This window comes from Bradyrhizobium diazoefficiens (assembly GCF_016612535.1).
Classification (GTDB): domain Bacteria; phylum Pseudomonadota; class Alphaproteobacteria; order Rhizobiales; family Xanthobacteraceae; genus Bradyrhizobium; species Bradyrhizobium diazoefficiens_C.
Genome location: NZ_JAENXS010000002.1, coordinates 1,722,039 through 1,744,616 on the forward strand (window position 1 = coordinate 1,722,039; position 22,578 = coordinate 1,744,616).

The following is a 22,578-nucleotide window of genomic DNA, read 5'->3' on the forward strand; positions in this document are numbered from 1 at the left end:
CGCTACCAGGCCGCTCCCGGCCATCTGGGCCCCGAACACCATGACATCCGATCGATCTGGGAATGCCGCCGCTCCGGCAGGCCGTTTCACGCTTGCAACCAAGCTGTACGCGATCTTCGCGCTGTTTGCGCTGCTCACGGCGGCGATCGCGATGCTGTCCGATTACAACAGCCGCCGCGGTGCCGAGCTGACCGTCGCGATCGAGACGGCGAATGCGGCCGCGCTGAACGTCGAGCGCGTCAATTCGCTGGTCTACGCGGTCGTGATGGAATCGCGCGGCGTCTACATGTCGACCGAGCCAAAGGTCGTGAAGAAGTTCGGCGACGGCCTGCTCAAGTTCAACGCGCAGATCCTCGAAGTCGTCAAAGGCTGGGAAACCATCGTCAAGGCCGACGACGCAGCGCAGTTCGCCACCTTCAAGAAACGCATCGAGCAGTTCGTCGACTTCCGCAAGGAGCTGGTGCGACGTGGCGTCGAGATCAATGCGGCTGCGGGCCGCGAATGGGGCGACAATGACGCCAACCGTGCCGTACGCTCGGCGTTGAACAAGGATCTCGAGGCGCTCTCCAAAGTCTATGCCGAGCGCGCCAGGCAGATCGCGCGCGAGACCGAGACCAACCACACGCTGTCCTTCGTGCTGACCTGCCTCGGCGGCGTGGCGCTGGCGCTGGTCGTGATCGGTATCGTCATCATCGCCCGCTCGATCGCGCGGCCGCTCGCCGCGATCACCGCGACCATCAAGCAGGTCGCCGACGGCGCCGAGAATGTCGTGGTGCCGCACTCCAGCCGCGCCGACGAGATCGGCGCGCTCGCCCGTGCCATCGAAGTGTTCCAGGACGCGATGGGGCGCAACCGCAACCTCGCCTCGCAGGTCTCGCAGGACTCCGCCGCGCGCGAGCAGCGCGCGCACCAGATCGAGCAATCCGTCGAGGCGTTTCGTGAAGCGATCGGCGCGATCATGCGCGGCCTCAGCGACAACGCCTCCGTCATGCGCGAGACCGCGCAGACCATCACCCGCGTCACGGCGAATGCCAACAGCCGCGCCGGCACGGCGGCCAACGCCACCGAGCAGGCCTCGCACAACGTCACCGCGGTGGCGGGCGCTGCCGAGGAGCTGTCGGCGTCGGTCGAAGAGATCGGCCGCCAGGTGCGGCAGAGCGCCAGCGCGGTCGAGCAGACCGGCCAGCGCACCGAGAAATCGATTTCCGAGATCGAAAGCCTTGCTGCCGCCACGCAGCGCATCGACGGCGTGCTGACGCTGATTCAGACGATCGCCGAGCAGACCAACCTGCTCGCGCTCAACGCCACCATCGAGGCTGCGCGTGCCGGTGACGCCGGCCGCGGCTTTGCCGTCGTCGCCCACGAGGTCAAGGCGCTGGCGGGACAGACTGCGAAGGCGACCGCCGACATCAGCGAGAACGTCGCGATGATCCAGTCCTCCACCCGCAACGCGGTCGATGCCGTGCGCGAGATCGGCGGTGCGGTGCGCGAGATCAACGAGGTCACCTCCGCGATCGCCGGCGCCGTCGGCCAGCAGGACCAGGCCACGCGCGAGATCTCGTCCAACGCGCAATCGGCAGCCCAAGGCAACGAAACGCTGGTCGCCAACATCACCTCGCTTCGCGACGCCATCGGCGAGACCGACACGGCGGCGGCGTCCGTGCTGACGGCCGCGAGCAGCCTGACCGCGACGGCCGATACGCTGTCGCGCGAGGTGGAGACGTTCTTCCAGAACCTGCGCTCGGACAGCCGCACCGCCAAGGCCGGATGACAGCGCGGGCACCGCCCGCGCGACGGCTGCGGGCTGCCTCCAACAAAATCTCGAAAACAACCCCATGCACAGTAGGCGGGGTCAGCCTTATCACGGGCCTGACCGCCGACAACTGCTGATTTTACGAAATCCGTTTGACACGTCGGGCAAAACACCGGCATGATGTCATCATGCAACGGTGCTCCTCCCTGAACCTCGTCCCGGGGCAGGCGGCAGTTCGTGGTGAATGTGCGACTCGATGAGCAATAACAATCGCGTGCTGTTTCTCTGCACCGGCAATTACTATCGAAGTCGCTATGCCGAGGAGATTTTCAATCATCGGGTCGGGCGCGAAGGGCTGGGTTGGCGTGCCTTCTCGCGCGCCCTGGCCGAAAGACTCTCGCCTGAAAACGTGGGGCCGATCTCGCCCTATACCTTGGAGGCCCTGCAAGCGAGAGGCATCGCACCGGAGGGAGCTGCGCGAAATCCGGTGCTCTGTACCGTCGACGACTTTGCGGAGGCGGAGCTTGTGGTCGCGCTGAAGGACGCCGAGCACCGCCCCATGATCGCGCATCGCTTTGCCGGCGTCGCCCATCGCGTCGAATACTGGGACGTGGACGATATCGAGTACCTCGATCCATCAACGGCGCTGGGCAAGATCGACGACCTCGTTGGGCTGTTGGTCAGGAACCTGCGCGTTGGCGAGCGATCGCGCGAATAGCCATGTTCATGCGTGCTTCGACAACGAAAAGCCCCGGCACGGAGGCCGAGGCTCGCGATGCAGCCCGCGTACATCCGGCGAGCCAATCGTCAGATTGGAAACTAGCAACGAATTTTGAACGGATGATGACGGGGTTTGGCGCCGACAAAATGTCGCTATGGATTGGAACCAGATCATGCAAGGCGGCAAGCGTACTCGCGCGCCGGCCGCTTCAGATCCTGCAAGGCTGGTGGAGTCCGTTAGCGCGCGGCTTCCGGCTTCACCTGCTCGTAATAGAGCTTCTCGACCGGCTCGACATGGGTCCGCATGAACTGGCGGACGCGCTCTTGCAGTTCCAGCGAAGGTGCGGAGTGTTGAAAGTCCATTGTGTTCTCCTGTTCGCCGAGGCTGATCGCAATTAGCCTTCCGCGGTGCGTGAAGGGCACGCCTCGCCCTTCGAGACGACCGCTCCGCGGTCTCCCCGGAGTGAGGCGAAGCAGCATTCGCGCCTGTTAACCTGCCGCCGCTCACTCCGCGCTCATCCAGAGAAGCTCGCGACCGGCGCGGACAGACAGGCGGCAGCGAACAATGCGGCCAGGGCCAAAGCGGCTTTCATGGTTTCTCCCCGATGATGATCGTCCGCGCGACGTGACCGCGCGGCGCGCTGCCTTCTTTGCCAGCGCGTCAGCTCAGCGGAGTTCCGCAAGATGGTCTTGCGTCGAGTTGCTGGTTTACTCGACGCGTCCTTTCGAGCCTGCGTAGGAGCGCCGCAGCAAGGCGAACAGGCTGCCGCCGGTCGCAGCACCAAGCAGATAGACCACGAGCGTCTGGACCGCGAGCGGCAGGTTGAGACTCATCCTGAAGAAGGAGATCGTGACCGTCTCGAAATTCTGCGCGGCAAAGATCACCGTCGCAGCGGCGAACAGCACGATGACGGCGATGTAGAGCCAGCGCATGACCATCCTCCTCGAACCGGGCTCAATGGCGCTGCCGCAGGCTGAGGCCGAGGCTGACCCAGCCGGCGCCCGCCATGATCAGGTCAATGCCGAGGAACAGGCCGAGGATGTAGACGCTGTTGACCGGCCAGCGTGCCACGATCAAGAGACCGAGCAGCAGTGTGATGGCGCCCGACAGCGCCACCCACACCCATGGGCTTTCACGCTTCATGCTGAAGGCGAGAAACAGCCGCACCGCGCCGGATGCGAGCAGTGATGCGCCCAAAAACAGCGTCAGCAGGACTGCCGCGAACACCGGATTGTCAAAGGTCAGGAAGCCGGCGATGACATAGAGCACGCCGAGCAGCGCCCAGACCAGGAATTTGCCCCAGCTCTTCATCTGGAATGCGCCGATGATCTCCGTGATGCCGGCGACGATCATCATCGCACCGACAACGATCACACTCGCCACCGTCGCCATCACCATGCTGCCGAGCGCGACGAAGCCGGCAATGAGATAGACGAGGCCGAGAGCGACGATCCAGCCCCATTTGGCATGCAGTGCCGCAATGCCGGAGCCCAGGCTCGAATGTTGAGACGTATCCGAAGCGCTTGTCATGATGGTTACTCCTGCATATGAAGCCCCCGAGCACATCTCAGGATAGCATGGCGCCGGGACGACAGCCAGCAGAGCAGCTCCGGAGATCGCGAACTTTGACCCAAATCAAGCGCGCGAACGCTCCATCTCGAGCTCGGCCTTGAGATTGTCGAGGTCGCGATAAATTGAGGCAACTGCGAGCACACGGCCGGCCTTGCGATATCTGAGCAGGCAGTCCTTGCCTTTGATGCTGCCGTCGATCGCGATGTCGTCGAAGCCCTCGGCGTGGCCGACATAATTGATCGGCACGTCGTAATGCTGGCTCCAGAAGAACGGCACGGCGTCGAAGCGCTCGCGCCGGCCCATCATGTTGCGTGCCGCGGTCTGACCCTGACGCTCCGCCACCACCCAATGCTCGACACGGATGGTATGCCGCGAGTGCGGATCGGGCCAGCGGGCGATATCGCCGGCCGCGAAGATTCCGGCGACGCTGGTTTCGAGATATTCGCTGACGCTGACGCCGCGATCGGCCGCAAGCCCTGCGTGCTCGGCGAGGGCGAGGCGCGGCTTGACGCCGATGCCGACCACGACCAGGTCGGCCTCGATCACGCTGCCGCTCTTCAGCGTCGCGCGCGTGCCGTCGAGCTTCTCCACGGTGTCCTCGAGATGAAAATTGACGCCGTTCTCCTCATGCAGCGCGCGAACGAAGTCGCCCATCTCGGGCCCGAGCACGCGCTGCATCGGCCGCTCCTCGGGCGTGACCACATGCACTTCGAGCTTGCGCGCGCGAAGCGACGCCGCGACCTCGAGGCCGATGAAGCTCGCGCCGATCACCAGCGCGCGCCTGGCGCTGCCCGCGGCCTTGATGATGGCACGGCTGTCGGCGACCGAGCGCAAGGTGTGGACATGCGGCTGGTCGGCGCCGGGGATCTGGAGCTTTACCGGCTCCGCGCCGGTTGCGAGCAGCAGGCGGTCGAACGGGAGCTTGTCGCCATTGCCCAGCGTGACGTTGCGCGCCTTGGGCTCGATGGCTGACACATTCGTGTTGAGCCGGAGATCGATGCCGGCGTCCTGGTAATGGTCCTCATCCCGCAGCGGCAGCCAGTCTTCCGGCGCGTTGCCGGCGAGATAGTCCTTGGAGAGATTGGGCCGATCGACCGGCATCGCGCCGTCATTGCTGAGCATGGTGATGGCGCCGGCAAATCCCTCGCGGCGAAGCGTCTCCGCCGCAGCGAAGCCAGCCGCACCGCCGCCGACAATGACGAATTTTTCCGGTGTCGGGGCACTGCGATGAGCTGCTGACGGCTTCGGTGCCTCGCGCTTGCGGTGGACAATGATCTTGTCCTGATCGCGCGTCACGTCCCACACCGCCAGCGCGTTCAGCGCAGGCGGTCGGGCGGCCTCGCCCGTGCGCAAGGAGAAGCAGGCGTGATGCCAGGGGCAGCGGATGGTGTCGCCGACCACCAGTCCTTCGGCGAGCGGGCCGTGGTAATGGCTGCACGACGGCTCGATCGCGAAGATCTCGCTGCCGGCCTGCACCAGCAAGACGTCCTCCTCGCCGACATGACCGAGCAACTTGGAATCCTTGAACTCGGCGAGCGCCACGCCCTTGGTCAGGTCGGGCCCGCTCGGCTTCTTGTCCTCGGTCATGGCCATCTCCCTAGCATGCCCAACACGCAGCTCAGGATCTGGACGGCGCTCGCAGCGAAAAGTTCCTGCGATCGCGAAAATCAGGACGCCGCTTTCCGGACGTCGAGCACGGCCTGGGCCCATTCGGCCGGCCGCTCCTGCGGAAGATTGTGGCCGGCGCCAGCGAAGACGCGCCGCTCGAAAAAGCCCTCGAACTTGCGCGCGTGATGCGCGGTGCCGGGATTGACGCCGTCGCTGTCGCCGTCGATTGCAATCGTGGGGACGCGGACCGGCGGCTGTTGGGCAAGCTTCATCTCGATTTCCGCATAGGCGGGATCGCCTTCGACCAGCGCATAGCGGTGGCGATAGGAATGGATCACGACTTCGACGAAATCAGGATTGTCGAAAGACACCGCGCTCTTCTCGAAGGTGGCGTCGTCGAATTGCCATTTCGGCGACCACATCGCCCAGAGCTGGCGGGCAAAACCGCGCCGGTTGCGCTCCAGTGCGCGGCGGCCGCGCTCGTTGTGGAAGAGATATTGGTACCAGAGCGCGGCTTCCTCCGGCGGCGAGGCCGGCTCCATCGCGCGCGCGATGTTCTGGATGTTGTAGGAATTGCCGGAGACGAGCCCGATCACGCGCTCGGGATACAGCACCGACACCACGCAGGCCGCGCGGCCGCCCCAATCGTAGCCGCCGACCACCGCACGCGCGATGCCGAGCGCGTCCATGAAGGCCAGCAGATCGGCGCCCAGCGCCGCCTGCTCGCCGGAGCGTAGCGTCCCGGGGAAGCGGAACCGCGTCGGCCCGTAACCGCGTAGCCAGGGTACCAGCACCCGCGCGCCCGCCTGCGCGAGCAGCGGCGCGGTCTCGGCATAGGCGTTCACGTCATAGGGGAAGCCGTGACTCATGATGCAGGGCCAGCCATCCGATGCGCCGACTTCGAGATAAGCGATGTCGAGGACGTCCGTGGTGATAGTTTTTTGTTGCATGATTTGCTCACGGAATTGGAAGGCCGTAGCCCGGATGGAGCGCAGCGCAATCCGGGGACGCCAGCATCCGCGAATCCCGGATTTCGCTGCGCTTCATCCAGGCTACAAGCGCGTGCCGCTATTTCTGCGGCCCCGACAGCGAGATCTCGCGTTCGGCGCGAAAGACGTTGCTGTAGAGATTGGCGATCCACTGCCGGCCGATCTCGGTCTTGTTGAGATAGCCGATCTCGGTCTGGATGTGCGGTGCGACGCTGTTCCAATAGAATTGTGGATAGCGGTGGACGATGTCGGCTGGCGAGTCATAGCCGAGTTGGCGGTTCATGCCGACCTCCTCGAACTCGTAGTAGAGCGCGTTGGCCTTGCGCAGATAGTTAGGGTCGCCGAGCTGCCCGATGAAGTCGGCGGCGCGCAGGATCGAGGCTTCGTCGTCATACTCCTGTCCCTCGCGGGCCGGGAAGCGGGTGCCCTCGATTGCCCGGGCGACGCGCTCAGAGTCGATACCGCCGATCGGCGGCAACCGCCGCCGCACAAAGAGCTTCGAGCGATCGACGTGATACATCATCAGGCTGGCATCCGAGGCGCCTCGCGGAAGCGACACCTTGGTCCCAGCTTCATCGATGATGAAGCCGTCTTCGTCATCCTCAGGAAACAGACCGCGGACATAGCCGATATCGTGGGCAAGGCAGGCGATCAGGATATGGAGATAATCCTCCGCCGCAAGATGGGAGTGGAGATTACGTCCCGTCAGGATCGCCTGAGCGGCCAGTGTCACCAGCATCGTATGTTCGATGTTGTGGTACAGCGCGTCGCTGTTGCCGATACATTCCATCGCGGTGCGGGTCGAGCCCTCCAGCACCCTGGCGGAGGATTCGTCGTACCTGCGGCGCATGAACGAGCCCAGCATCTTCTCCAGGGTCTCAGCCGCCAGTCGCGGTAACGTCATCATGGATGCAGCCCCGTCCGTCGGTGGTGTCCCACGCTAGCTCCTGACGCCTCACACTCGCCTCGACACAGGCTCAGCATAGCTCAATCTGGGGCGACTGACCAAATCCCGGAACAAAAATACGTAAATATGATATCGTACCGCCGCGCAGCATCACGGTTGCGGTCACAGTTCGACGCACCCAGGGCGGGGCATGCAAGGGCTCGCCAGCCCGGCCAATGGCCGATCGTCACACATCGTTTCGTGAGGAAGAACTGCCGGCGGTGTCCGTGCACCGCGGTGGGGTCGGCGTCTACATTGCCCTGCGAACGGCGGCGTCAATTCCCGCGCGCGAGGTGCGCGAGCATCCCGTCGAACGCGACCTTGATCCGGTGGATGTACGGGTCCTTGTAAGGAAATTCCGGATTCTGATCATGTACCAGCATGGAGGCGTTGACCTCGAACACGACGAGATGGCCGTTGCGGTCGACGGCGCAATCGATGCCGAAATAGTCGAGACCGATACGATCGCGAATGACTCGCAACGCCTCGTATTGGGCGTAGCCGAAGACCTGCTCGGGCGCGCGCAGGAAGCGCTCCTCTTCCTCCTGCATCCAGAGATGACGCCCCATCTCAGTCGCATCGCGATGCAGCTTCCAATCATCTGCGATCGCCAGGTGATAGGGCAGAATGTCTTCGCCGACGAACAAGAACCGGTACTTGCGGAAGAAACCGTCGGTGGAGCGATAGTCGATATAGTCGATCACATAACGGTCATGGTCCGCATGCGCCGCGAGGAACGCGGTCAGCGCCGCGACATCGTCGAGCTTCTCGAAAGCGTCGCCGCCATGCATCCCGGCCTGGCGCGCCAGCAGCGGAAAGATCAGGTCGAGGCCGTCGGGAAGCCCCTCACCGGCCGCAATGCGGACCGTACGCGGCACGCGGCAGCCTTCGACGTCGGCGAGTGCCCGGGCCGTGGCGTCACGCGTGGTGTTCTGGATCTTTGCGGGATCGTTGACGACCGGCTTGCCGAGGCTTCGTGCGATGGCGAGCGTGAGAGGAAGCACTTCCGCACCCTGGTCGGCGTCGGAGACGAGGTTGACGACGATATCAGCCTCGCGCGCGAGCAGGGCGATATCCGGCTGGCTGCCTGGCAACAGCGACAGGATGCTGGTCTGGTAGGCGCAGTCCTTGAAGAGGAATTCGACCGGCGTGTTGCCGACGAAGGGCGCAAACAGGGCCAGGGTGCGAAACGCCGGCGGCGATTTGGTGGCCGGCCTGCGCAGGATCGGATGCACCTGTGCGGCATGGGCGTAGGCGGCCTGCGCCGCCTCCAGCTCGCCGCGCGCTTGACGGATCGCCCCGACCCAGTAGAAATTTTCGGCCTGCCCGGGCGCGAGCGCCACGGCGCGCTCGAACTGCGCAACCGCCTCGCGGGTGTCGCCAAGCTCGAAGCAAACCTTGCCAAGCTGGCTGCGCAGCTCGGCGTCCTCGGGCGCCTCCGCCAGCAATTCGAGCAGCAGGGTCCTTGCGATCGCGAACTGCCTGGTCGCGACCAGCGCCTGGACCAGGTTGGTGCGCGAGGGCCGATGGCCCGGATTGCGCCGGAGCGCCTCCAGGTAAAGCGAAATCGCGTCCTGTGTCTGGCCGCGGCGCTGATGAACGATGCCGAGATTGCACCAGCAGGCGACGAGATGCGGCGCGATGCGCAAGGCCGCCTTGTAGTTCTCGGCCGCGGAGCCGATGTCGTCGCAGAGCATGAAGGCATTGGCGAGCGCGGCATGCAGATCGGCAACGCCATCGACGGCCACGCCGATCGACACCGTGGCCGCCAGCGCGAGCCCGGCCTGAAACACTGCGATCGCAGGCCTGATCTCGCCGCGCCGATAGTGCTCGCGCCCGGTGCGCAGCATATCGGAAATGCTCGGCGTGCCGGTGGCAGGCCGCGCGAGGGCCATCGAAGTCGCGATCATGGAATCTCCGCCGGGAGCCTCGCCGAGGCGACCCGCAGCGTCGGCGTCAGCAATGATGTTGAGCCAATATGTCGCGGCGTAGCGTTAACAGCGCATTAATGAACGCCGGCTCGCCACATCCAGGAAACACGCCGAAACAAATTTCATGCCCTGGACGCATTTATCCCACAGCAGGATCGGTGAAACTACGGTCATTCCACCAGCAGCACGTCGACCGCCACACCGAGCTTCTGCTTTGGCGAGCCGACGATGATGCCGTCCACGGGGGACACATCGGAGAAGTCGCGACCGACCGCCAAGACGATGTGATCGTTGGCGACCAGCAGATCGTTGGTCGGATCGAAATCGATCCAGCCAAGCTTCTCGCCGCACCACAGCGATACCCAGGCATGCGTGGCGTCCGCACCTTGCAACCGTGGCTGGCCCGCCGGCGGAATGGTGCGCAGATAGCCGCTGACATAGGCCGCAGGCAGGCCGAGCCCGCGCAGCCCCGCAATCATCACATGGGCGAAGTCCTGGCAGACGCCGTGGCGCTTGTCGAAGACCTCGTTGAGCGGCGTCGAGATCACCGTGGCCTTGGGGTCGTAACGAAACTCGGTGCGGATGCGGTGCATGAGATCGACCGCACCGGCGAGGATGCCGGTGTCGGGCGCAAAGCTCGAAGCCGCATAGGCGCTGACGGGACGCAGAACCGGCACCAAAGGGCTCGCAAAGACATAGCCGACCGGCGAGGATGGCCCGAGGCTCGTCGCTTCGAACGCGATGTCGCGGATGCTCTCCCAGGACGGGCTCGCGGCATCGCGCGCCGGTGGCTTGCGTGACACGGAGACGCGCGAGCGCGCATCGATGCGCAAATTGCGATGCGCCACCTCGATCGCGATGCTCTCGGTCAGCGTGCCGAAGAAGTCGCGGCGAACGTGGCGCTCGGACGGGCGCGGACGAATCTCGACCTTGTGCGAGATCAGCTCCTGACCTTTGCCGTCCTTCGGCTCGAGCCGCAGCGTGCAGCGGGCGAAGCTGACCGGGGTCTCGTATTCGTAAGTCGTGACGTGCCGGATGTCGTAGATCACGCCAGCCCCGTCAGCTTTTCCGGCCGGCTCGCATTCGGGCCGTGCGGGAAGTAATGCAGCCCGATCGCCTCGGCGAGACTGAGCAGATCCTGCTCCAGCGCGAACAGGGTCTTGACTTCGAGCTTCTCGGCCTCCGCGGTGGCCAGCATGGACTGCACCGCGACCGCAAGCCGCTGCGGCTGCTCGATCAGGCCATGCTCCTTCAGACTTGGCAGGGCTGCGATATGCTCGTTCAGGGTCGCCACCTGGAATGCCACCGAACGCGGATTGAAGCTGTCGAGCACCGCGAGGTCGCGGACCGGCGCCAGGATCGGCGCCAGCAGATAGCGGGAGCGATAGGTGATCTGGGAATCCACCAGCGTCAGCAGGATATCGAGGTCCTCGTCGCCGGCCTCGTCATAGGCGAACTGTCGCGCGAAACGTGCGGTGTTGATGGCGCGCTCGGCGCGGCGGCCGATATCGAGGAAGCGCCAGCCGGCGGCGCGATTCATGTTCTCCTGCGCCAGCCCGGCGAAGCTCGCGAGCTCCTGCAAGGTCAGCTCGGCCGCGCTCAGCACGCCGTCATCGCCCTCGACCTCGTAAGAGAGCCGGTCGGCCATCTCGGTGATGACCTGCCAGGCATCGGGCGACAGCCGCTCACGCAAGGAGGTCGCCGTGCGCTGCGCCGCGCGCACCAGCGACAGGGCCGAGCCGGGACGCTCCGGGCTCTGCAACGCTTCGGCGACGATGCGCCCCGGTGCCGCGCGCGAGGTCTGCGAGATCGCCCCCCAGGTCACCAGCAGGCGCTGGATCCGTTCGGCCGATTGCAGCGACGCCGCGGTGCCCTTGTTGGGCCCGCTCGGCGAGCCCAGCGCACGGACCAGCCGCAGCGTTGCTTCGGCGCGCTCGAGATAACGGCCGAGCCAGAACAGATTGTCGGCAGCGCGGCTCGGCAGCACGCCGGCGATGCGGCGGATCCGCACCTTGTCAGTCGCCGGCAGCAGCGACGCGGTCGAGACCTTTTTCTCAGAGACCACCCAGACGTCGGCCGCACGGGCGCCGTCCCCCATCGACACCGCGCGCGCGTCCGCCTGCTCGGCGATCCGGCAGAAGCCGCCCGGCATGATGGCCCATCCTTCCGGCGTCGCGGCAGCGAACACGCGCAGCACGAATGGACGGGGCGTGATCTGCCCCCGCTCCCACACCGGCATGGTGGAAAGACGCACCACCTCCTGGCCGACATAATCCATGCCGCGCGCGCTGATGGCATCGATCAGGCGCTTGCGTCCGGCCGAGTCGAGCTCGCTCGCCAGCACAGGTCCGTTGCTGTCGAAGCCGGGAACACCACGCTTGTAGGCCCCTTCGATCGCGACCTCGTCGAGCCGCGAGATCACCTCGTCGCGCGCCGAGCGCTGGCCGCACCACCAGGTCGCGATATGCGGCATCTTCAGCTCTTCGCCGAGCAGGCGACGGCTGAGCGCCGGCAGGAAACCGAGCAGCGCGCGCGCCTCCAGGACACCGGAGCCCGGCATGTTGGCGACGACGACACCGTCCTTGCGCAGCACGTCGATCAGACCGGGCACGCCGAGATGCGACGAGGCATCGAGCTCGAGCGGATCGAGCGAATTGGAATCGACGCGGCGCAACAGCACGTCCAGGCGCTTCAGCCCGGCGACGGTGCGGATGTGGATGCGGTTGTCGCTGACGGCGAGATCGTCGCCCTCGACCAGCAGGAAGCCGAGATAGCGCGCCAGCGTCGCGTGCTCGAAATAGGTTTCGCTGAAACTGCCGGGCGTGAGCACGCCGATCCGCGGCTCGTCGCGGTCGGCGCGGGCGCGAAGGCTGTCGCGGAACGCTTCGAAGAACGGCGCGACGCGCGGCACGTTCATCGACTTGTAGAGATCGGAGAAGGCGCGCGAGAGAACGAGGCGGTTCTCCAGCGCGTAGCCCGCCCCGGACGGCGCCTGCGTGCGGTCGCCGAGCACCCACCAGCGGCCGTCGGGCCCGCGGCCGACGTCGGCGGCATAGAGCGAGAGATAGCGGCCGCCCGGCGGCGGCACGCCACAGACGGGGCGGAGATATTCGGGGCTGCCGGCGATCGCGCCCGCGGGCAGCGCGCCTTCCGCGACCAGCCGCCCCTCGCCATAGATGTCGCTCAGCACGAGCTCGAGCAGCTCGGCGCGCTGGGTGATGCCGGCGGAAAGCTGCTTCCAGTCGGCCTCGTCGATCAGCAGCGGCAAATGGCTGAGCGACCACGGCCGGTCGGCGCTGTCGCCGGGCGCGCGGTAAGTGACGCCGGCCTCGCGCAGATGGCGGTCGGCCATGCCGAAGCGCCGCTCGACATCGTCGGGCGCGAGCGCGCCGAAGGCATCAAAGAAGCGGCTCCAGACCGCGCGCGGGGTACCGTCCGCCTTCAGGAATTCGTCAGGGATGCCGGGCAGGCGACGATAGTCGCGGACCCATTGCGCGAGGCGGCGCTGGCCTTCGCGCTGACCTTGCGCCTTAGCCGCTTTGTCGTCCTGTTCGGCTGCGCCCTCGCCCATGCGCCTCTCCCTGCCCCACCATCATACTCATTGCAGGAGCGGTGTCCGCAAGTCGAGGGTCAGCGGAAATTCATTTGTGCGTTCCTCGGGCGGCGGCTGCATCGGCCCCGGCGTATGGCCGTGGTCCTGGAAGCGCGCCAGCCGCCGCGCCTCGGCCTCGTAGGTGTTGACGGGCTTGGTGTCGTAGCTCCGGCCACCCGGATGGGCGACGTGATAGACGCAGCCGCCGAGCGAGCGGCCGTTCCAGGTGTCGATCAGATCAAAGGTCAGCGGCGCATGGACCGGAATGGTCGGATGCAGGCCGGAGGCCGGCTGCCAGGCCTTGAAACGGACGCCGGCCACGGCTTCCGCCGAGCGTCCGGTCGAGGTCATCGGCAGGCGGCGGCCGTTGCAGGTGACGATGTGGCGGCCTTCGACAAAGCCGTCTGCCTTGACCTGGAGCCGTTCGACCGACGAGTCGACATAGCGCACGGTGCCGCCGGCCGAGCCCTCCTCGCCGAGCACGTGCCAGGGCTCCAGCGCCTGGCGCAATTCCAGCGTCACGCCGCCATGATGGACGCGGCCGAAGGCCGGGAAGCGGAACTCGAGCTGGGCCAGATACCATTCCGGCTCGAACGGATAGCCTGAGCTCTTGAGCTCGGAGAGCACGTCCTGGAAATCTTCCCAGATGAAATGCGGCAGCATGAAGCGATCATGCAGCGCCGTGCCCCAGCGCACGAACTTGCCGGCCTGCGGCTCGCGCCAGAATTTTGCGATCAGCGCGCGGATCAGCAGCTGCTGCGCCAGCGACATGCGCGGATCCGGCGGCATCTCAAGCGCGCGGAATTCGACGAGGCCGAGCCGGCCGGTCGGACCGTCCGGCGAATAGAGCTTGTCGATGCAGATCTCGGCGCGGTGGGTGTTGCCGGTGATGTCGACGAGGAGATGCCGGAACAGCCGGTCCACCAGCCACAGCGGCGTCTGATAGCCCGGCGGCGGCACGTGCGAGAGCGCGATCTCGAGCTCGTAGATGCTGTCGTGGCGGGCCTCGTCGATGCGCGGCGCCTGGCTGGTCGGGCCGATGAACAGACCAGAGAAGAAATAGGACAGCGAGGGATGCCGCTGCCAGTACAGCACCAGGCTCTTCAACAGATCCGGCCGGCGCAGGAACGGCGAATCCTGCGGGCTGGAACCGCCGACGACGACGTGATTGCCGCCGCCGGTGCCGGTGTGGCGGCCGTCGACCAGGAAGCGGTTGGCGCCGAGGCGTATCTTGCCGGCATCCTCATAGAGCCCGACGGTGATATCGACCGCCTCGCGCCAGTTCTTTGCCGGCTGAACGTTGACCTCGATGACACCAGGATCGGGCGTCACCTTGATGACCTCGATCCGCGGATCGAACGGTGGCGGATAACCCTCGACATGGACCTGGAGCTTCATCTCCTCGGCCGTGGCTTCGAGCGCCGCGACCATTTCGAGATAATCCTCGATGCGCTCGACCGGCGGCATGAAGGCGCAGATCACGCCGTCGCGGACCTCGATCGACAGGGCGGTGCGGACGGGGACGGACGTGTTGAGCTGCTCGGGCGCGACCCGCGGCGGCGATTCCGGGCGCGCCGGGAGGCTGAACACCGGCAGCTTGTCGCGCGCCTCCATCGGATCGCGCTCGATGATGTAAGGATATTGATCGGGCGGGACATAGCCGAGCGATTCGAGCGGCAGGCGCAAACCCAGCGGCGAATCCCCGGGCATCAGGAACAAATGATCACGCCGGAGTTTCCAGCGCTCGCTGCGCCAGCGCGGCGGCGCGTTCCAGCGCTGCACCGGCAGCACGAAGCCGCGTGGCGCGCGGAGGCCCTGATTGAACACCCGCGCCATGCGCGCGCGCGCCTCGGGATCGGACAATTTGGAGTCGAATGGATCGACGTTGATCGGAAGCTCGGCCTCCTTCTGGAGCCAGTAGACGGTGTCCTCATAGGCCGGAACGATGTAGCCGGGATCGAGCCCGAGCCGTGCCGCCGTGCCTTCCATGAAATCCTCGGCGTCCTCGGTCTGGGCGCGCTTCGGATTCTCGATCTTGGCGATGCGATCCGCGTTCTTCCAGATCGGTACGCCGTCCTTGCGCCAGTACAGACCGAAGGCCCAGCGCGGCAGGCTCTCACCCGGATACCATTTGCCCTGGCCGTAATGCAGCAGGCCGCCCGGCGCGAAGCGCGTGCGCAGGCGGCGGATCAGATCGTCACCGAGCGCGCGCTTGGTCGGGCCGACGGCCTCCGTATTCCACTCCCCCGCCTCGAGATCATCCACGGACACAAAGGTCGGCTCGCCGCCCATGGTGAGCCGCACGTCCTGGGCCGCAAGATCACCGTCGACCTGCTCGCCGAGATCGTTGAGCCGCGCCCAGGATTCGTCGGAGAACGGCTTTGTGATGCGCGGCGCCTCGCGGATGCGCCGGACGCTCATATCGAAGGCGAACTCGACCTCGGCAAAGGCAGCGCCACCGGAGATCGGCGCCGCCGAGCGATAATGCGGCGTGGCGGCAACGGGGATGTGCCCCTCGCCCGCAAGCATGCCGGAGGTCGCATCGAAACCGATCCAGCCCGCACCCGGCAGATAGACCTCGGCCCATGCGTGCAGATCGGTGAAGTCGTTCTCGACTTCCGGTGGTCCCTCGATCGGATCGATGTCGGGACGGATCTGAATGAGATAGCCAGAGACGAAACGGGCGGCGAGCCCGAGATGACGGAAGGTCTGGATGAGAAGCCAGGCGGAGTCGCGGCACGAGCCGGCGCAGGACGTGAGCGTCTCCTCCGGGGTCTGCACACCCGGCTCCATCCGGATGATGTAGCTGATCTTCTGTTGCAGCTCCCTGTTCAGATCGACCAGGAAGTTGACGGTGTTCGGGGCCTCGCGCGGGATCGAGGCGAGATATTTTGCGAAGTGAGGATCAGGCTTGATGGTCTCGAGGTAAGGCGCGAGCTCCGTCTTCAGGTCTTTTGTGTATTCGAATGGAAAGCTGTCCGCATAGGGCTCGACGAAGAAGTCGAACGGGTTGACCACGGTCATCTGCGCCGTGAAATCGACCTCGAATTTCAGCTCGGTGGTCTTCTCGGGGAAGACGTAGCGGGCGAGCCAGTTTCCTTGCGGATCCTGCTGCCAGTTCACGAAATGATTGGCCGGCGTGACCTTGAGCGAATAGCTCAGGATCGGCGTGCGCGTATGCGGCGCCGGCCGCAAGCGGATGGTCTGCGGTCCCAGATCGATCGGGCGGTCGTATTTGTAATGCGTAACGTGGTTTAATGCGACGTAGATCGACACGGGGTGTGGTGCTCCAGCAGCTTTTTTGAGCAGAACACCTGACGCCAGTGCGATCAAGCACTAACAACGGGCAGACCGTGCCTAGGAAGTATCCCCGTAGCCCGGATGGAGCGCAGCGTAATCCGGGGTTTTCATCCGCGGATTGAATCGTCCCGGATTTCGCTTCGCTCCATCCGGGCTACGAGGTCACGTTACATCGTTGCGCCGAGCACCCAGGGCGCGAACTCGGCGCCGCCGAAATCGAAGCTTTCGCTCTTGGTCGGCTGGCCGGAAGCGGTCTTGAGGATGAGATCGAAGATGCGCTGGCCGCACTCCTGAACGCTCTCTTCGCCTTCGAGGATGGTGCCGCAATTGACGTCCATATCGTCTTCCATGCGCTTGTACATGGGCGTGTTGGTCGCGAGCTTGATCGAGGGCGCGGGCTTGCAGCCGAACACGCTGCCGCGGCCCGTGGTGAAGCAGACCAGGTTGGCACCGCCGGCGACCTGCCCGGTCGCCGCGACCGGATCGTAGCCGGGCGTGTCCATGAACACGAAGCCGCGCTTGGTCACGGGTTCGGCGTAGCGCAAGACGTCGACGAGATTGGTCGTGCCGGCCTTCGCCATCGCGCCGAGCGACTTTTCGAGAATGGTGGTGAGGCCGCCGGCCTTGTTGCCGGGGCTCGGGTTGGCGTTCATCTCGGCGCCCTCGCGCGCGGTGTATTCGTCCCACCAGCGCATGAGATCGACGAGCTTCTCGCCGACCTCGCGGCTCACCGCGCGGCGCGTCAGCAGATGCTCGGCGCCGTAGGTCTCCGGCGTCTCCGACAGGATCACGGTGCCACCGTGACGGACGATGAGGTCGCTGGCCGCGCCGAGCGCAGGATTGGCTGATACGCCGGAATAACCATCCGACCCGCCGCATTGCAGGGCCACGGTCAGTTCGCTGACCGGCACGGACTCGCGGCTCACCTTGTTGGAGTCAGCCAGCGCCTCGCGCACGAAGGCAATGCCAGCCTCGACCGTCTTGCGGGTGCCGCCGACCTCCTGGATGTCCATCGCGCGCAAACGGCCGGCGAGCTTCTGCTCTTCCATCAGGCCGCCGATCTGATTCACCTCGCAGCCGAGGCCGAGCACGATGACGTGGGAGAAATTGACGTGCCGCGCATAGCCGCCGAGCGTGCGGCGAAGCAGTGCGAGTGGTTCGTTCTGCGTCATGCCGCAGCCGGTCTTGTGGGTCAGCGCGACAACGCCGTCGACGTTGGGGAATTTGGCCAGCGGATTGTCGCCGGTGAAGGGATTTTTCTTGAAGACGTCGGCGACGAGGCTTGCGACATGCGCGCTGCAATTCACCGAGGTGAGGATGCCGATATAGTTGCGCGTGGCGACGCGGCCGTCGGGGCGACGGATGCCCTCGAAGGTCGCCGGCAGATCGAAATTCGGCGTCGGCTTGACGTCGGCGCAATAGGCATAGTCCTTGGCGAAATCGCCCATGCCGATGTTCTGCACGTGCACGTGCTGACCCGGCGAGATCGGAATGGTCGCAAAGCCGATGATCTGGCCGTAGCGTATCACCGGCTCGCCCACCGCGATCGGCTTGATCGCGACCTTGTGGCCGGAGGGAATGCGCTCGACCGTGGTCACGCCGTCAGTGACCACCGTCCCCGGCGGCAGGCTCGCGCGCGCGATCAGCACGCCATCATCGGGATGCAGGCGGATGACGGGGCTGATGGTCATGGGAGGTCTCCTTGGTCTTCGTACTTCACCTTTCCCCGTTTTGACGGGGAGAGGTGAAAGAGAGATGAGATCAGGCCTTGCCGGCCGAATCCTTGCGGGTCGCGTTGACCTGCATCCTGGCGTAGGTCGTCATCAGGCCGACCTCGTTCGACAGCGTCACCAGCTTGAACCCCATGTTGATGGCGCGCGCCGCACCTTCGGCGCCGCTGCAATGGATGCCCGGATAGAGACCGCGCTTGTCGCATTCCTTGATGATCTTGTCGTAGATCGCGAGGATCTCCGGCTCGGTGCGATCGAGCTTCGGCTCGAGGCCGTAGGAGAAGCCGAGGTCGGACGGGCCGATATAGACGCCGTTGAGGCCCTCGACGTCGAGGATCGCTTCCATGTTCTCGACCGCGGTCTTGGTCTCCATCATCGGCAGCAGCACGATGTCGTCATTCGCGGTCTTCTGGTAGGAGCCCGCGGTGCCGTACATGCCGGCGCGGATCGGGCCGTTGGAGCGGACGCCCTTCGGCGGATACTTCGAATAGGAGACGAGATTCCTGGCTTCCTGCGGCGTGTTGACCATCGGGCAGATCACGCCATAGGCGCCGCCGTCGAGGACCTTGCCGATGATGCCGGGTTCGTTCCAGGGCACGCGGACCATCGGGGTCACCGGGTGCTTGTCCATGGCCTGGAAGCACTGCACCATCGAGAGGTAGTCCTGCACGCCATGCTGCATGTCAACGGTGACGCTATCGAAGCCGCATTGTGCGATCATCTCGGCCGAGAAGCCGGAGGGAATCGCGAGCCACGCGTTGACCACGGCCTTGCCCGACTTCCAGATTTCCTTGACCTTGTTCGCCACGTTGCCTTCCTTCTTGTTGTTTGGACCGTGTTGTTTGGACCATCGTCACCATGACGAGTGCCACGAGGGCGATCCTGCTTTCCGGTGCCGATTTGGACGGCTCGGCTTGAGCGGCACTTTGAGCGAAAAAATGCGGCAATGTCCATGGCTGTTGCCGCGCTCGCGCGCATATCAGGTTTCACTCCTCGGCACTTGCCTCGTCGCCGGCGCCGAGCCCCGCAAGGCTCTGCTCGAGCTCGCCGAGCATCTCCTGCAACTCGGCAAGCTTGCGGGCACCGAAGCGCTGCGTGATCTCCGCATAGATCGCCTCCGACGACGGCGCGACGGAGGCCATCAGCTTCACGCCCTCTCTGGAGATCGAGACCATGCTGCGGCGCTGATCGGCCTTTGCGGTCTTGCGCTCGATCAGGTTGCGGGCCTCGAGATCGCGCAGGATGCGCGACAGGCTTGGTCCAAGCAGGAACGCCGTGCGCGCGAGTTCCGTGACCTCGGCGGCCTCGATGGACGCGAGCGCGCGGAGGATGCGCCATTGCTGTTCGGTCAGCCCATGCACGCGCAGCGCGGGGCGAAACTGCCGCATCACAGCCTCGCGAGCCCTGAGCAGCGACATCGGCAGCGAGCGCGAGAAGTCGCGCATCGGCACTTGGCGCGCGGCGGGCGCATTTACGTTCGCGGGATCAGCCGGTCTCTTCGCCATATCGTCCTTTCAAGATCGGCCCTTCAAGGTCGCCCTTCAAACCGCAAATCGGTTGCAGTGCAGCAAGCCCAAATTGTGTTTGACGCATTCACTTAACATGTTAAGTATTTTCCCAGGCAGCACGATTTGCAAGATCACAAATGGCGCTTTCTAACGACGATATCCGAGCTTGCGCGAACCGTCTGCACCAGGCGGAGAAGACCCGCACGCAGATCCGGCAGCTCTCGCAGGATTTTCCCGACATCACCATCGCCGATGCCTACGCGATTCAGAAGGCCTGGGTCGACGTCAAGATCGCCGAGGGGCGCATCGTCAGGGGCCACAAGATCGGCCTGACCTCGAAGGCGATGCAGAGCGCGCTCAATATCGACGAGCCGGATTCCGGTGTTTTGCTCGACGACATGTTCTTTGCCGACGGCGGCCTGGTCCCGACTGAGCGCTTCATCGCGACCCGCGTGGAAGCCGAGCTCGCTTTCGTCATGAGCAAGCGGCTCGAAGGTCCCGACTGCACGCTATTCGACGTGCTCAACGCCACCGACTTCGTGGTGCCGGCGCTGGAGATTCTGGACACGCGAATCGAGCGCGTCGATCCGACGACCAAGACGACGCGCAAGATCTTCGACACCATCGCCGACAATGCCGCGAATGCCGGCATCGTGCTCGGCGGCCGGCCGATCCGCCCGCTCGACGCCGACCTGCGCTGGATCGGCGCACTCTGTTTCAAGAACGGCCAGCTCGAAGAGACCGGCCTTGCCGCCGGCGTGCTCAATCATCCCGCGACCGCGGTTGCGTGGCTTGCCAACAAGATCGCCCCGCTCGGTCTTGCGCTTGAGCCCGGCCAAATCGTGCTCGCCGGCTCCTTCATCCGTCCGATCGAGACCCGCAAGGGCGACACAATTCAGGCCGATTATGGCGCCTACGGCTCGGTCAGCTGCTACTTCGCTTAGACCAACAAGAATATAGGGAGTGAAACCGCCATGCCGCATTTCACGATCGAATATTCGGCCAATCTCGATGAGCGGCTCGACATCGCAGCGGTGTGCGAGGTCGTGCGCGAGGCGGCGGTCGAGACCGGCATTTTCCCGCTTGGCGGCATCCGCGTCCGCGCCATTCGCTGTGAGCACTATGCGGTCGCGGACGCGCGCCACGACTACGGCTTCCTCGACATGGTGCTGCGCATCGGCGAAGGCCGCGATCTGCCGACCCGCCAGAAGGCCGGCGAGCATGTCTTCCAGGCGCTCTCCCGACATCTCGATCCCGTCTTCGCCGCCAGCAAGTTCGCTTTGTCCTTCGACATACAGATCAACGACAGGGACACCAGCTGGAAGCGCAACAACATCCACGACGCCTTGAAAGTGGAGACCGCCCATGGATAAGCCCACGCCGAAAACCGATATATTTGGGGCGAACCGAGACCGCGTCGCGCCGCTGCTGAAGAAGCTGCAAGCGGACGGCATCGGCCACATGATCGACGGCAAGATCGTCCCGTCGATCTCCGGCGAGACCTTCGAGACGAAGTCGCCGGTCGACGGAGCGACGCTTGCGAGCGTTGCGCGGGGCAATGCCGAGGACATCGACGCCGCCGCGACCGCCGCTGCGCTCGCCTTCAAGTCCTGGCGCGACATGGGGCCGGCGATGCGGAAGAAGCTGCTGCATCGGGTCGCCGACGCCATCGAGGACAATGCCGACGACATCGCCGTGCTCGAATGCATCGACACCGGCCAGGCCTATCGCTTCATGGCCAAGGCCGCGATCCGCGCCGCCGAAAATTTTCGTTTCTTTGCCGACAAATGCGCCGAGGCCCGTGACGGCATGAACACGCCGAGCGATGAGCACTGGAATATCTCGACGCGTGTGCCGATCGGCCCCGTCGGCGTGATCACGCCGTGGAACACACCGTTCATGCTCTCGACCTGGAAGATCGCCCCTGCCCTGGCCGCCGGCTGCACCGTCGTGCACAAACCGGCCGAATGGTCGCCGGTGACCGCCGCCATCCTGGCGCGGCTCGTCAAGGAAGCCGGCGTGCCTGACGGCGTGCTCAACACCGTGCACGGCTTTGGCGAAGAGGCCGGCAAGGCGCTGACCGAGCATCCCGCGATCAAGGCCATCGGCTTCGTCGGCGAAAGCGCGACGGGATCCGCGATCATGGTGCAGGGCGCACCGACCTTGAAGCGCGTGCATTTCGAACTCGGCGGCAAGAATCCGGTGATCGTGTTCGACGACGCCGATCTCGACCGCGCGCTCGATGCGGTCGTGTTCATGATCTATTCGCTCAACGGCGAGCGTTGCACCTCCTCGAGCCGCCTGCTGATCCAGCAGAACATCGCGGAGACATTCATCGAGAAGCTGACCGCGCGGGTGAAGGCGTTGAGGGTCGGCCACCCCCTCGATCCCGCCACCGAGATCGGGCCGTTGATCCACGAGCGGCATCTCGCAAAGGTCTGCTCCTATTTCGACGTCGCGCGCCAGGACGGCGCGACGATCGCGGTCGGCGGCAAGGCCTATGACGGCCCGGGCGGCGGCCACTATGTCGAGCCGACGCTGGTGACCGGCGCGAGCGGCAAGATGCGCGTGGCGCAGGAGGAGGTGTTCGGCCCCTTCCTCACCGTGCTGCCGTTCCGCGACGAGGCCGAGGCGATCGAGATCGCCAACGACATCCGCTATGGCCTGACCGGCTATGTCTGGACCAACGATATAGGCCGCGCGTTGCGCGTCGCCGACGCGCTGGAGGCCGGCATGATCTGGCTGAACTCGGAAAACGTCCGCCATCTGCCAACGCCGTTCGGCGGCATGAAGGCGAGCGGCATCGGCCGCGACGGCGGCGATTACTCGTTCGATTTCTACATGGAAACCAAGCACGTCTCGCTGGCGCGGGGCACGCACAAGATTCAGAAACTGGGAATCTGACGCTCGTCATTCCCTGGGGAAACG

Annotated in this window: 17 protein-coding genes and 1 pseudogene; 5 read left to right on the top strand and 13 right to left on the bottom strand. The window is 65.1% G+C overall.

All coding sequences use genetic code 11. The features are described from left to right. The first annotated feature begins 40 nt into the window (after nt 1-40). Entirely contained in the window at nt 41-1,771 is a 1,731-nt protein-coding gene (locus tag JJE66_RS25045; protein WP_200517134.1) for a methyl-accepting chemotaxis protein, read from the top strand. Nucleotides 1,772-2,027: 256 nt separating this feature from the next. Next, nucleotides 2,028-2,471 (top strand): low molecular weight phosphatase family protein, encoded by a 444-nt coding sequence (locus JJE66_RS25050; protein ID WP_311979956.1) that lies wholly within the window; start codon nt 2,028-2,030, stop codon nt 2,469-2,471. A gap of 242 nt (nt 2,472-2,713) precedes the next feature. On the opposite strand, the pseudogene JJE66_RS38510 reads toward JJE66_RS25050, so the two are convergent. The 13 genes and pseudogenes from JJE66_RS38510 to hpaR all read right to left on the bottom strand — a co-directional run. Beyond that, a pseudogene (locus JJE66_RS38510) lies at nt 2,714-2,836 on the bottom strand (acyl-CoA dehydrogenase); the annotation flags it as partial. Between the two features lie 345 nt (nt 2,837-3,181). Next, a complete protein-coding gene (locus tag JJE66_RS25060) occupies nt 3,182-3,406 on the bottom strand; it encodes a hypothetical protein (protein WP_200517136.1) in 225 nt (74 codons plus the stop codon). Nucleotides 3,407-3,428: 22 nt separating this feature from the next. Further along, on the bottom strand, nt 3,429-4,004 hold the full coding sequence (locus tag JJE66_RS25065; protein ID WP_200517137.1) for an HdeD family acid-resistance protein: 576 nt from the start codon (nt 4,002-4,004) through the stop codon (nt 3,429-3,431). Nucleotides 4,005-4,109: 105 nt separating this feature from the next. Continuing rightward, the gene (locus tag JJE66_RS25070; protein ID WP_200517138.1) at nt 4,110-5,633 is read right to left on the bottom strand and encodes an FAD-dependent oxidoreductase; all 1,524 of its coding nucleotides are present in this window, start codon (nt 5,631-5,633) and stop codon (nt 4,110-4,112) included. Nucleotides 5,634-5,713: 80 nt separating this feature from the next. Further along, nucleotides 5,714-6,604: an alpha/beta fold hydrolase gene (locus tag JJE66_RS25075; RefSeq protein ID WP_200517139.1), complete on the bottom strand. Its 891-nt coding sequence runs from the start codon at nt 6,602-6,604 to the stop codon at nt 5,714-5,716. A 118-nt stretch (nt 6,605-6,722) separates the two neighbouring features. Beyond that, nucleotides 6,723-7,550 (bottom strand): HD domain-containing protein, encoded by an 828-nt coding sequence (locus JJE66_RS25080; RefSeq protein ID WP_200517140.1) that lies wholly within the window; start codon nt 7,548-7,550, stop codon nt 6,723-6,725. A gap of 314 nt (nt 7,551-7,864) precedes the next feature. Beyond that, nucleotides 7,865-9,499, bottom strand: a complete 1,635-nt coding sequence (locus JJE66_RS25085; RefSeq protein WP_200517141.1) for a tetratricopeptide repeat protein — start codon at nt 9,497-9,499, stop codon at nt 7,865-7,867. A gap of 191 nt (nt 9,500-9,690) precedes the next feature. Next, nucleotides 9,691-10,569 (bottom strand): transglutaminase family protein, encoded by an 879-nt coding sequence (locus JJE66_RS25090; RefSeq protein WP_200517142.1) that lies wholly within the window; start codon nt 10,567-10,569, stop codon nt 9,691-9,693. Continuing rightward, entirely contained in the window at nt 10,566-13,091 is a 2,526-nt protein-coding gene (locus tag JJE66_RS25095) for a circularly permuted type 2 ATP-grasp protein (RefSeq protein WP_200517143.1), read from the bottom strand. Before JJE66_RS25095 ends, JJE66_RS25090 begins: the two co-directional genes overlap by 4 nt. A gap of 27 nt (nt 13,092-13,118) precedes the next feature. Further along, nucleotides 13,119-16,388, bottom strand: a complete 3,270-nt coding sequence (locus JJE66_RS25100; protein ID WP_200517144.1) for a DUF2126 domain-containing protein — start codon at nt 16,386-16,388, stop codon at nt 13,119-13,121. Nucleotides 16,389-16,579: 191 nt separating this feature from the next. Then, complete coding sequence (locus JJE66_RS25105; protein WP_200517145.1) at nt 16,580-18,103, bottom strand: UxaA family hydrolase; 1,524 nt, start codon at nt 18,101-18,103, stop codon at nt 16,580-16,582. Between the two features lie 70 nt (nt 18,104-18,173). Further along, entirely contained in the window at nt 18,174-18,950 is a 777-nt protein-coding gene (locus tag JJE66_RS25110; RefSeq protein WP_200517146.1) for an aldolase/citrate lyase family protein, read from the bottom strand. Between the two features lie 178 nt (nt 18,951-19,128). Then, complete coding sequence (hpaR, locus tag JJE66_RS25115) at nt 19,129-19,647, bottom strand: homoprotocatechuate degradation operon regulator HpaR (protein ID WP_200517147.1); 519 nt, start codon at nt 19,645-19,647, stop codon at nt 19,129-19,131. A gap of 140 nt (nt 19,648-19,787) precedes the next feature. On the opposite strand from hpaR, the gene hpaH reads away from it, so the two are divergent. From hpaH to hpaE, 3 genes are read left to right on the top strand one after another with little or no spacing between them, the layout of a single operon-like run. After that, a complete protein-coding gene (gene hpaH, locus JJE66_RS25120; protein WP_200517148.1) occupies nt 19,788-20,594 on the top strand; it encodes a 2-oxo-hept-4-ene-1,7-dioate hydratase in 807 nt (268 codons plus the stop codon). 30 nt (nt 20,595-20,624) lie between these two features. Next, a complete protein-coding gene (locus JJE66_RS25125; RefSeq protein ID WP_200517149.1) occupies nt 20,625-21,023 on the top strand; it encodes a 5-carboxymethyl-2-hydroxymuconate Delta-isomerase in 399 nt (132 codons plus the stop codon). After that, on the top strand, nt 21,016-22,554 hold the full coding sequence (gene hpaE, locus JJE66_RS25130) for a 5-carboxymethyl-2-hydroxymuconate semialdehyde dehydrogenase (protein ID WP_200517150.1): 1,539 nt from the start codon (nt 21,016-21,018) through the stop codon (nt 22,552-22,554). The genes JJE66_RS25125 and hpaE overlap by 8 nt, the downstream gene beginning before the upstream one ends. Nucleotides 22,555-22,578 lie beyond the last annotated feature (24 nt).

What these genes read in the sequence shown, in the direction of transcription:
- JJE66_RS25045 (WP_200517134.1), top strand. Translation starts at nt 41, where the DNA reads ATGACATCCGATCGATCTGGGAATGCCGCCGCTCCGGCAGGCCGTTTC.
- JJE66_RS25060 (WP_200517136.1), bottom strand. Translation starts at nt 3,406, where the DNA reads ATGCGCTGGCTCTACATCGCCGTCATCGTGCTGTTCGCCGCTGCGACG.
- JJE66_RS25065 (WP_200517137.1), bottom strand. Translation starts at nt 4,004, where the DNA reads ATGACAAGCGCTTCGGATACGTCTCAACATTCGAGCCTGGGCTCCGGC.
- JJE66_RS25070 (WP_200517138.1), bottom strand. Translation starts at nt 5,633, where the DNA reads ATGACCGAGGACAAGAAGCCGAGCGGGCCCGACCTGACCAAGGGCGTG.
- JJE66_RS25075 (WP_200517139.1), bottom strand. Translation starts at nt 6,604, where the DNA reads ATGCAACAAAAAACTATCACCACGGACGTCCTCGACATCGCTTATCTC.
- JJE66_RS25080 (WP_200517140.1), bottom strand. Translation starts at nt 7,550, where the DNA reads ATGATGACGTTACCGCGACTGGCGGCTGAGACCCTGGAGAAGATGCTG.
- JJE66_RS25085 (WP_200517141.1), bottom strand. Translation starts at nt 9,499, where the DNA reads ATGATCGCGACTTCGATGGCCCTCGCGCGGCCTGCCACCGGCACGCCG.
- JJE66_RS25095 (WP_200517143.1), bottom strand. Translation starts at nt 13,091, where the DNA reads ATGGGCGAGGGCGCAGCCGAACAGGACGACAAAGCGGCTAAGGCGCAA.
- JJE66_RS25105 (WP_200517145.1), bottom strand. Translation starts at nt 18,103, where the DNA reads ATGACCATCAGCCCCGTCATCCGCCTGCATCCCGATGATGGCGTGCTG.
- hpaR (WP_200517147.1), bottom strand. Translation starts at nt 19,647, where the DNA reads ATGGCGAAGAGACCGGCTGATCCCGCGAACGTAAATGCGCCCGCCGCG.
- hpaH (WP_200517148.1), top strand. Translation starts at nt 19,788, where the DNA reads ATGGCGCTTTCTAACGACGATATCCGAGCTTGCGCGAACCGTCTGCAC.
- JJE66_RS25125 (WP_200517149.1), top strand. Translation starts at nt 20,625, where the DNA reads ATGCCGCATTTCACGATCGAATATTCGGCCAATCTCGATGAGCGGCTC.
- hpaE (WP_200517150.1), top strand. Translation starts at nt 21,016, where the DNA reads ATGGATAAGCCCACGCCGAAAACCGATATATTTGGGGCGAACCGAGAC.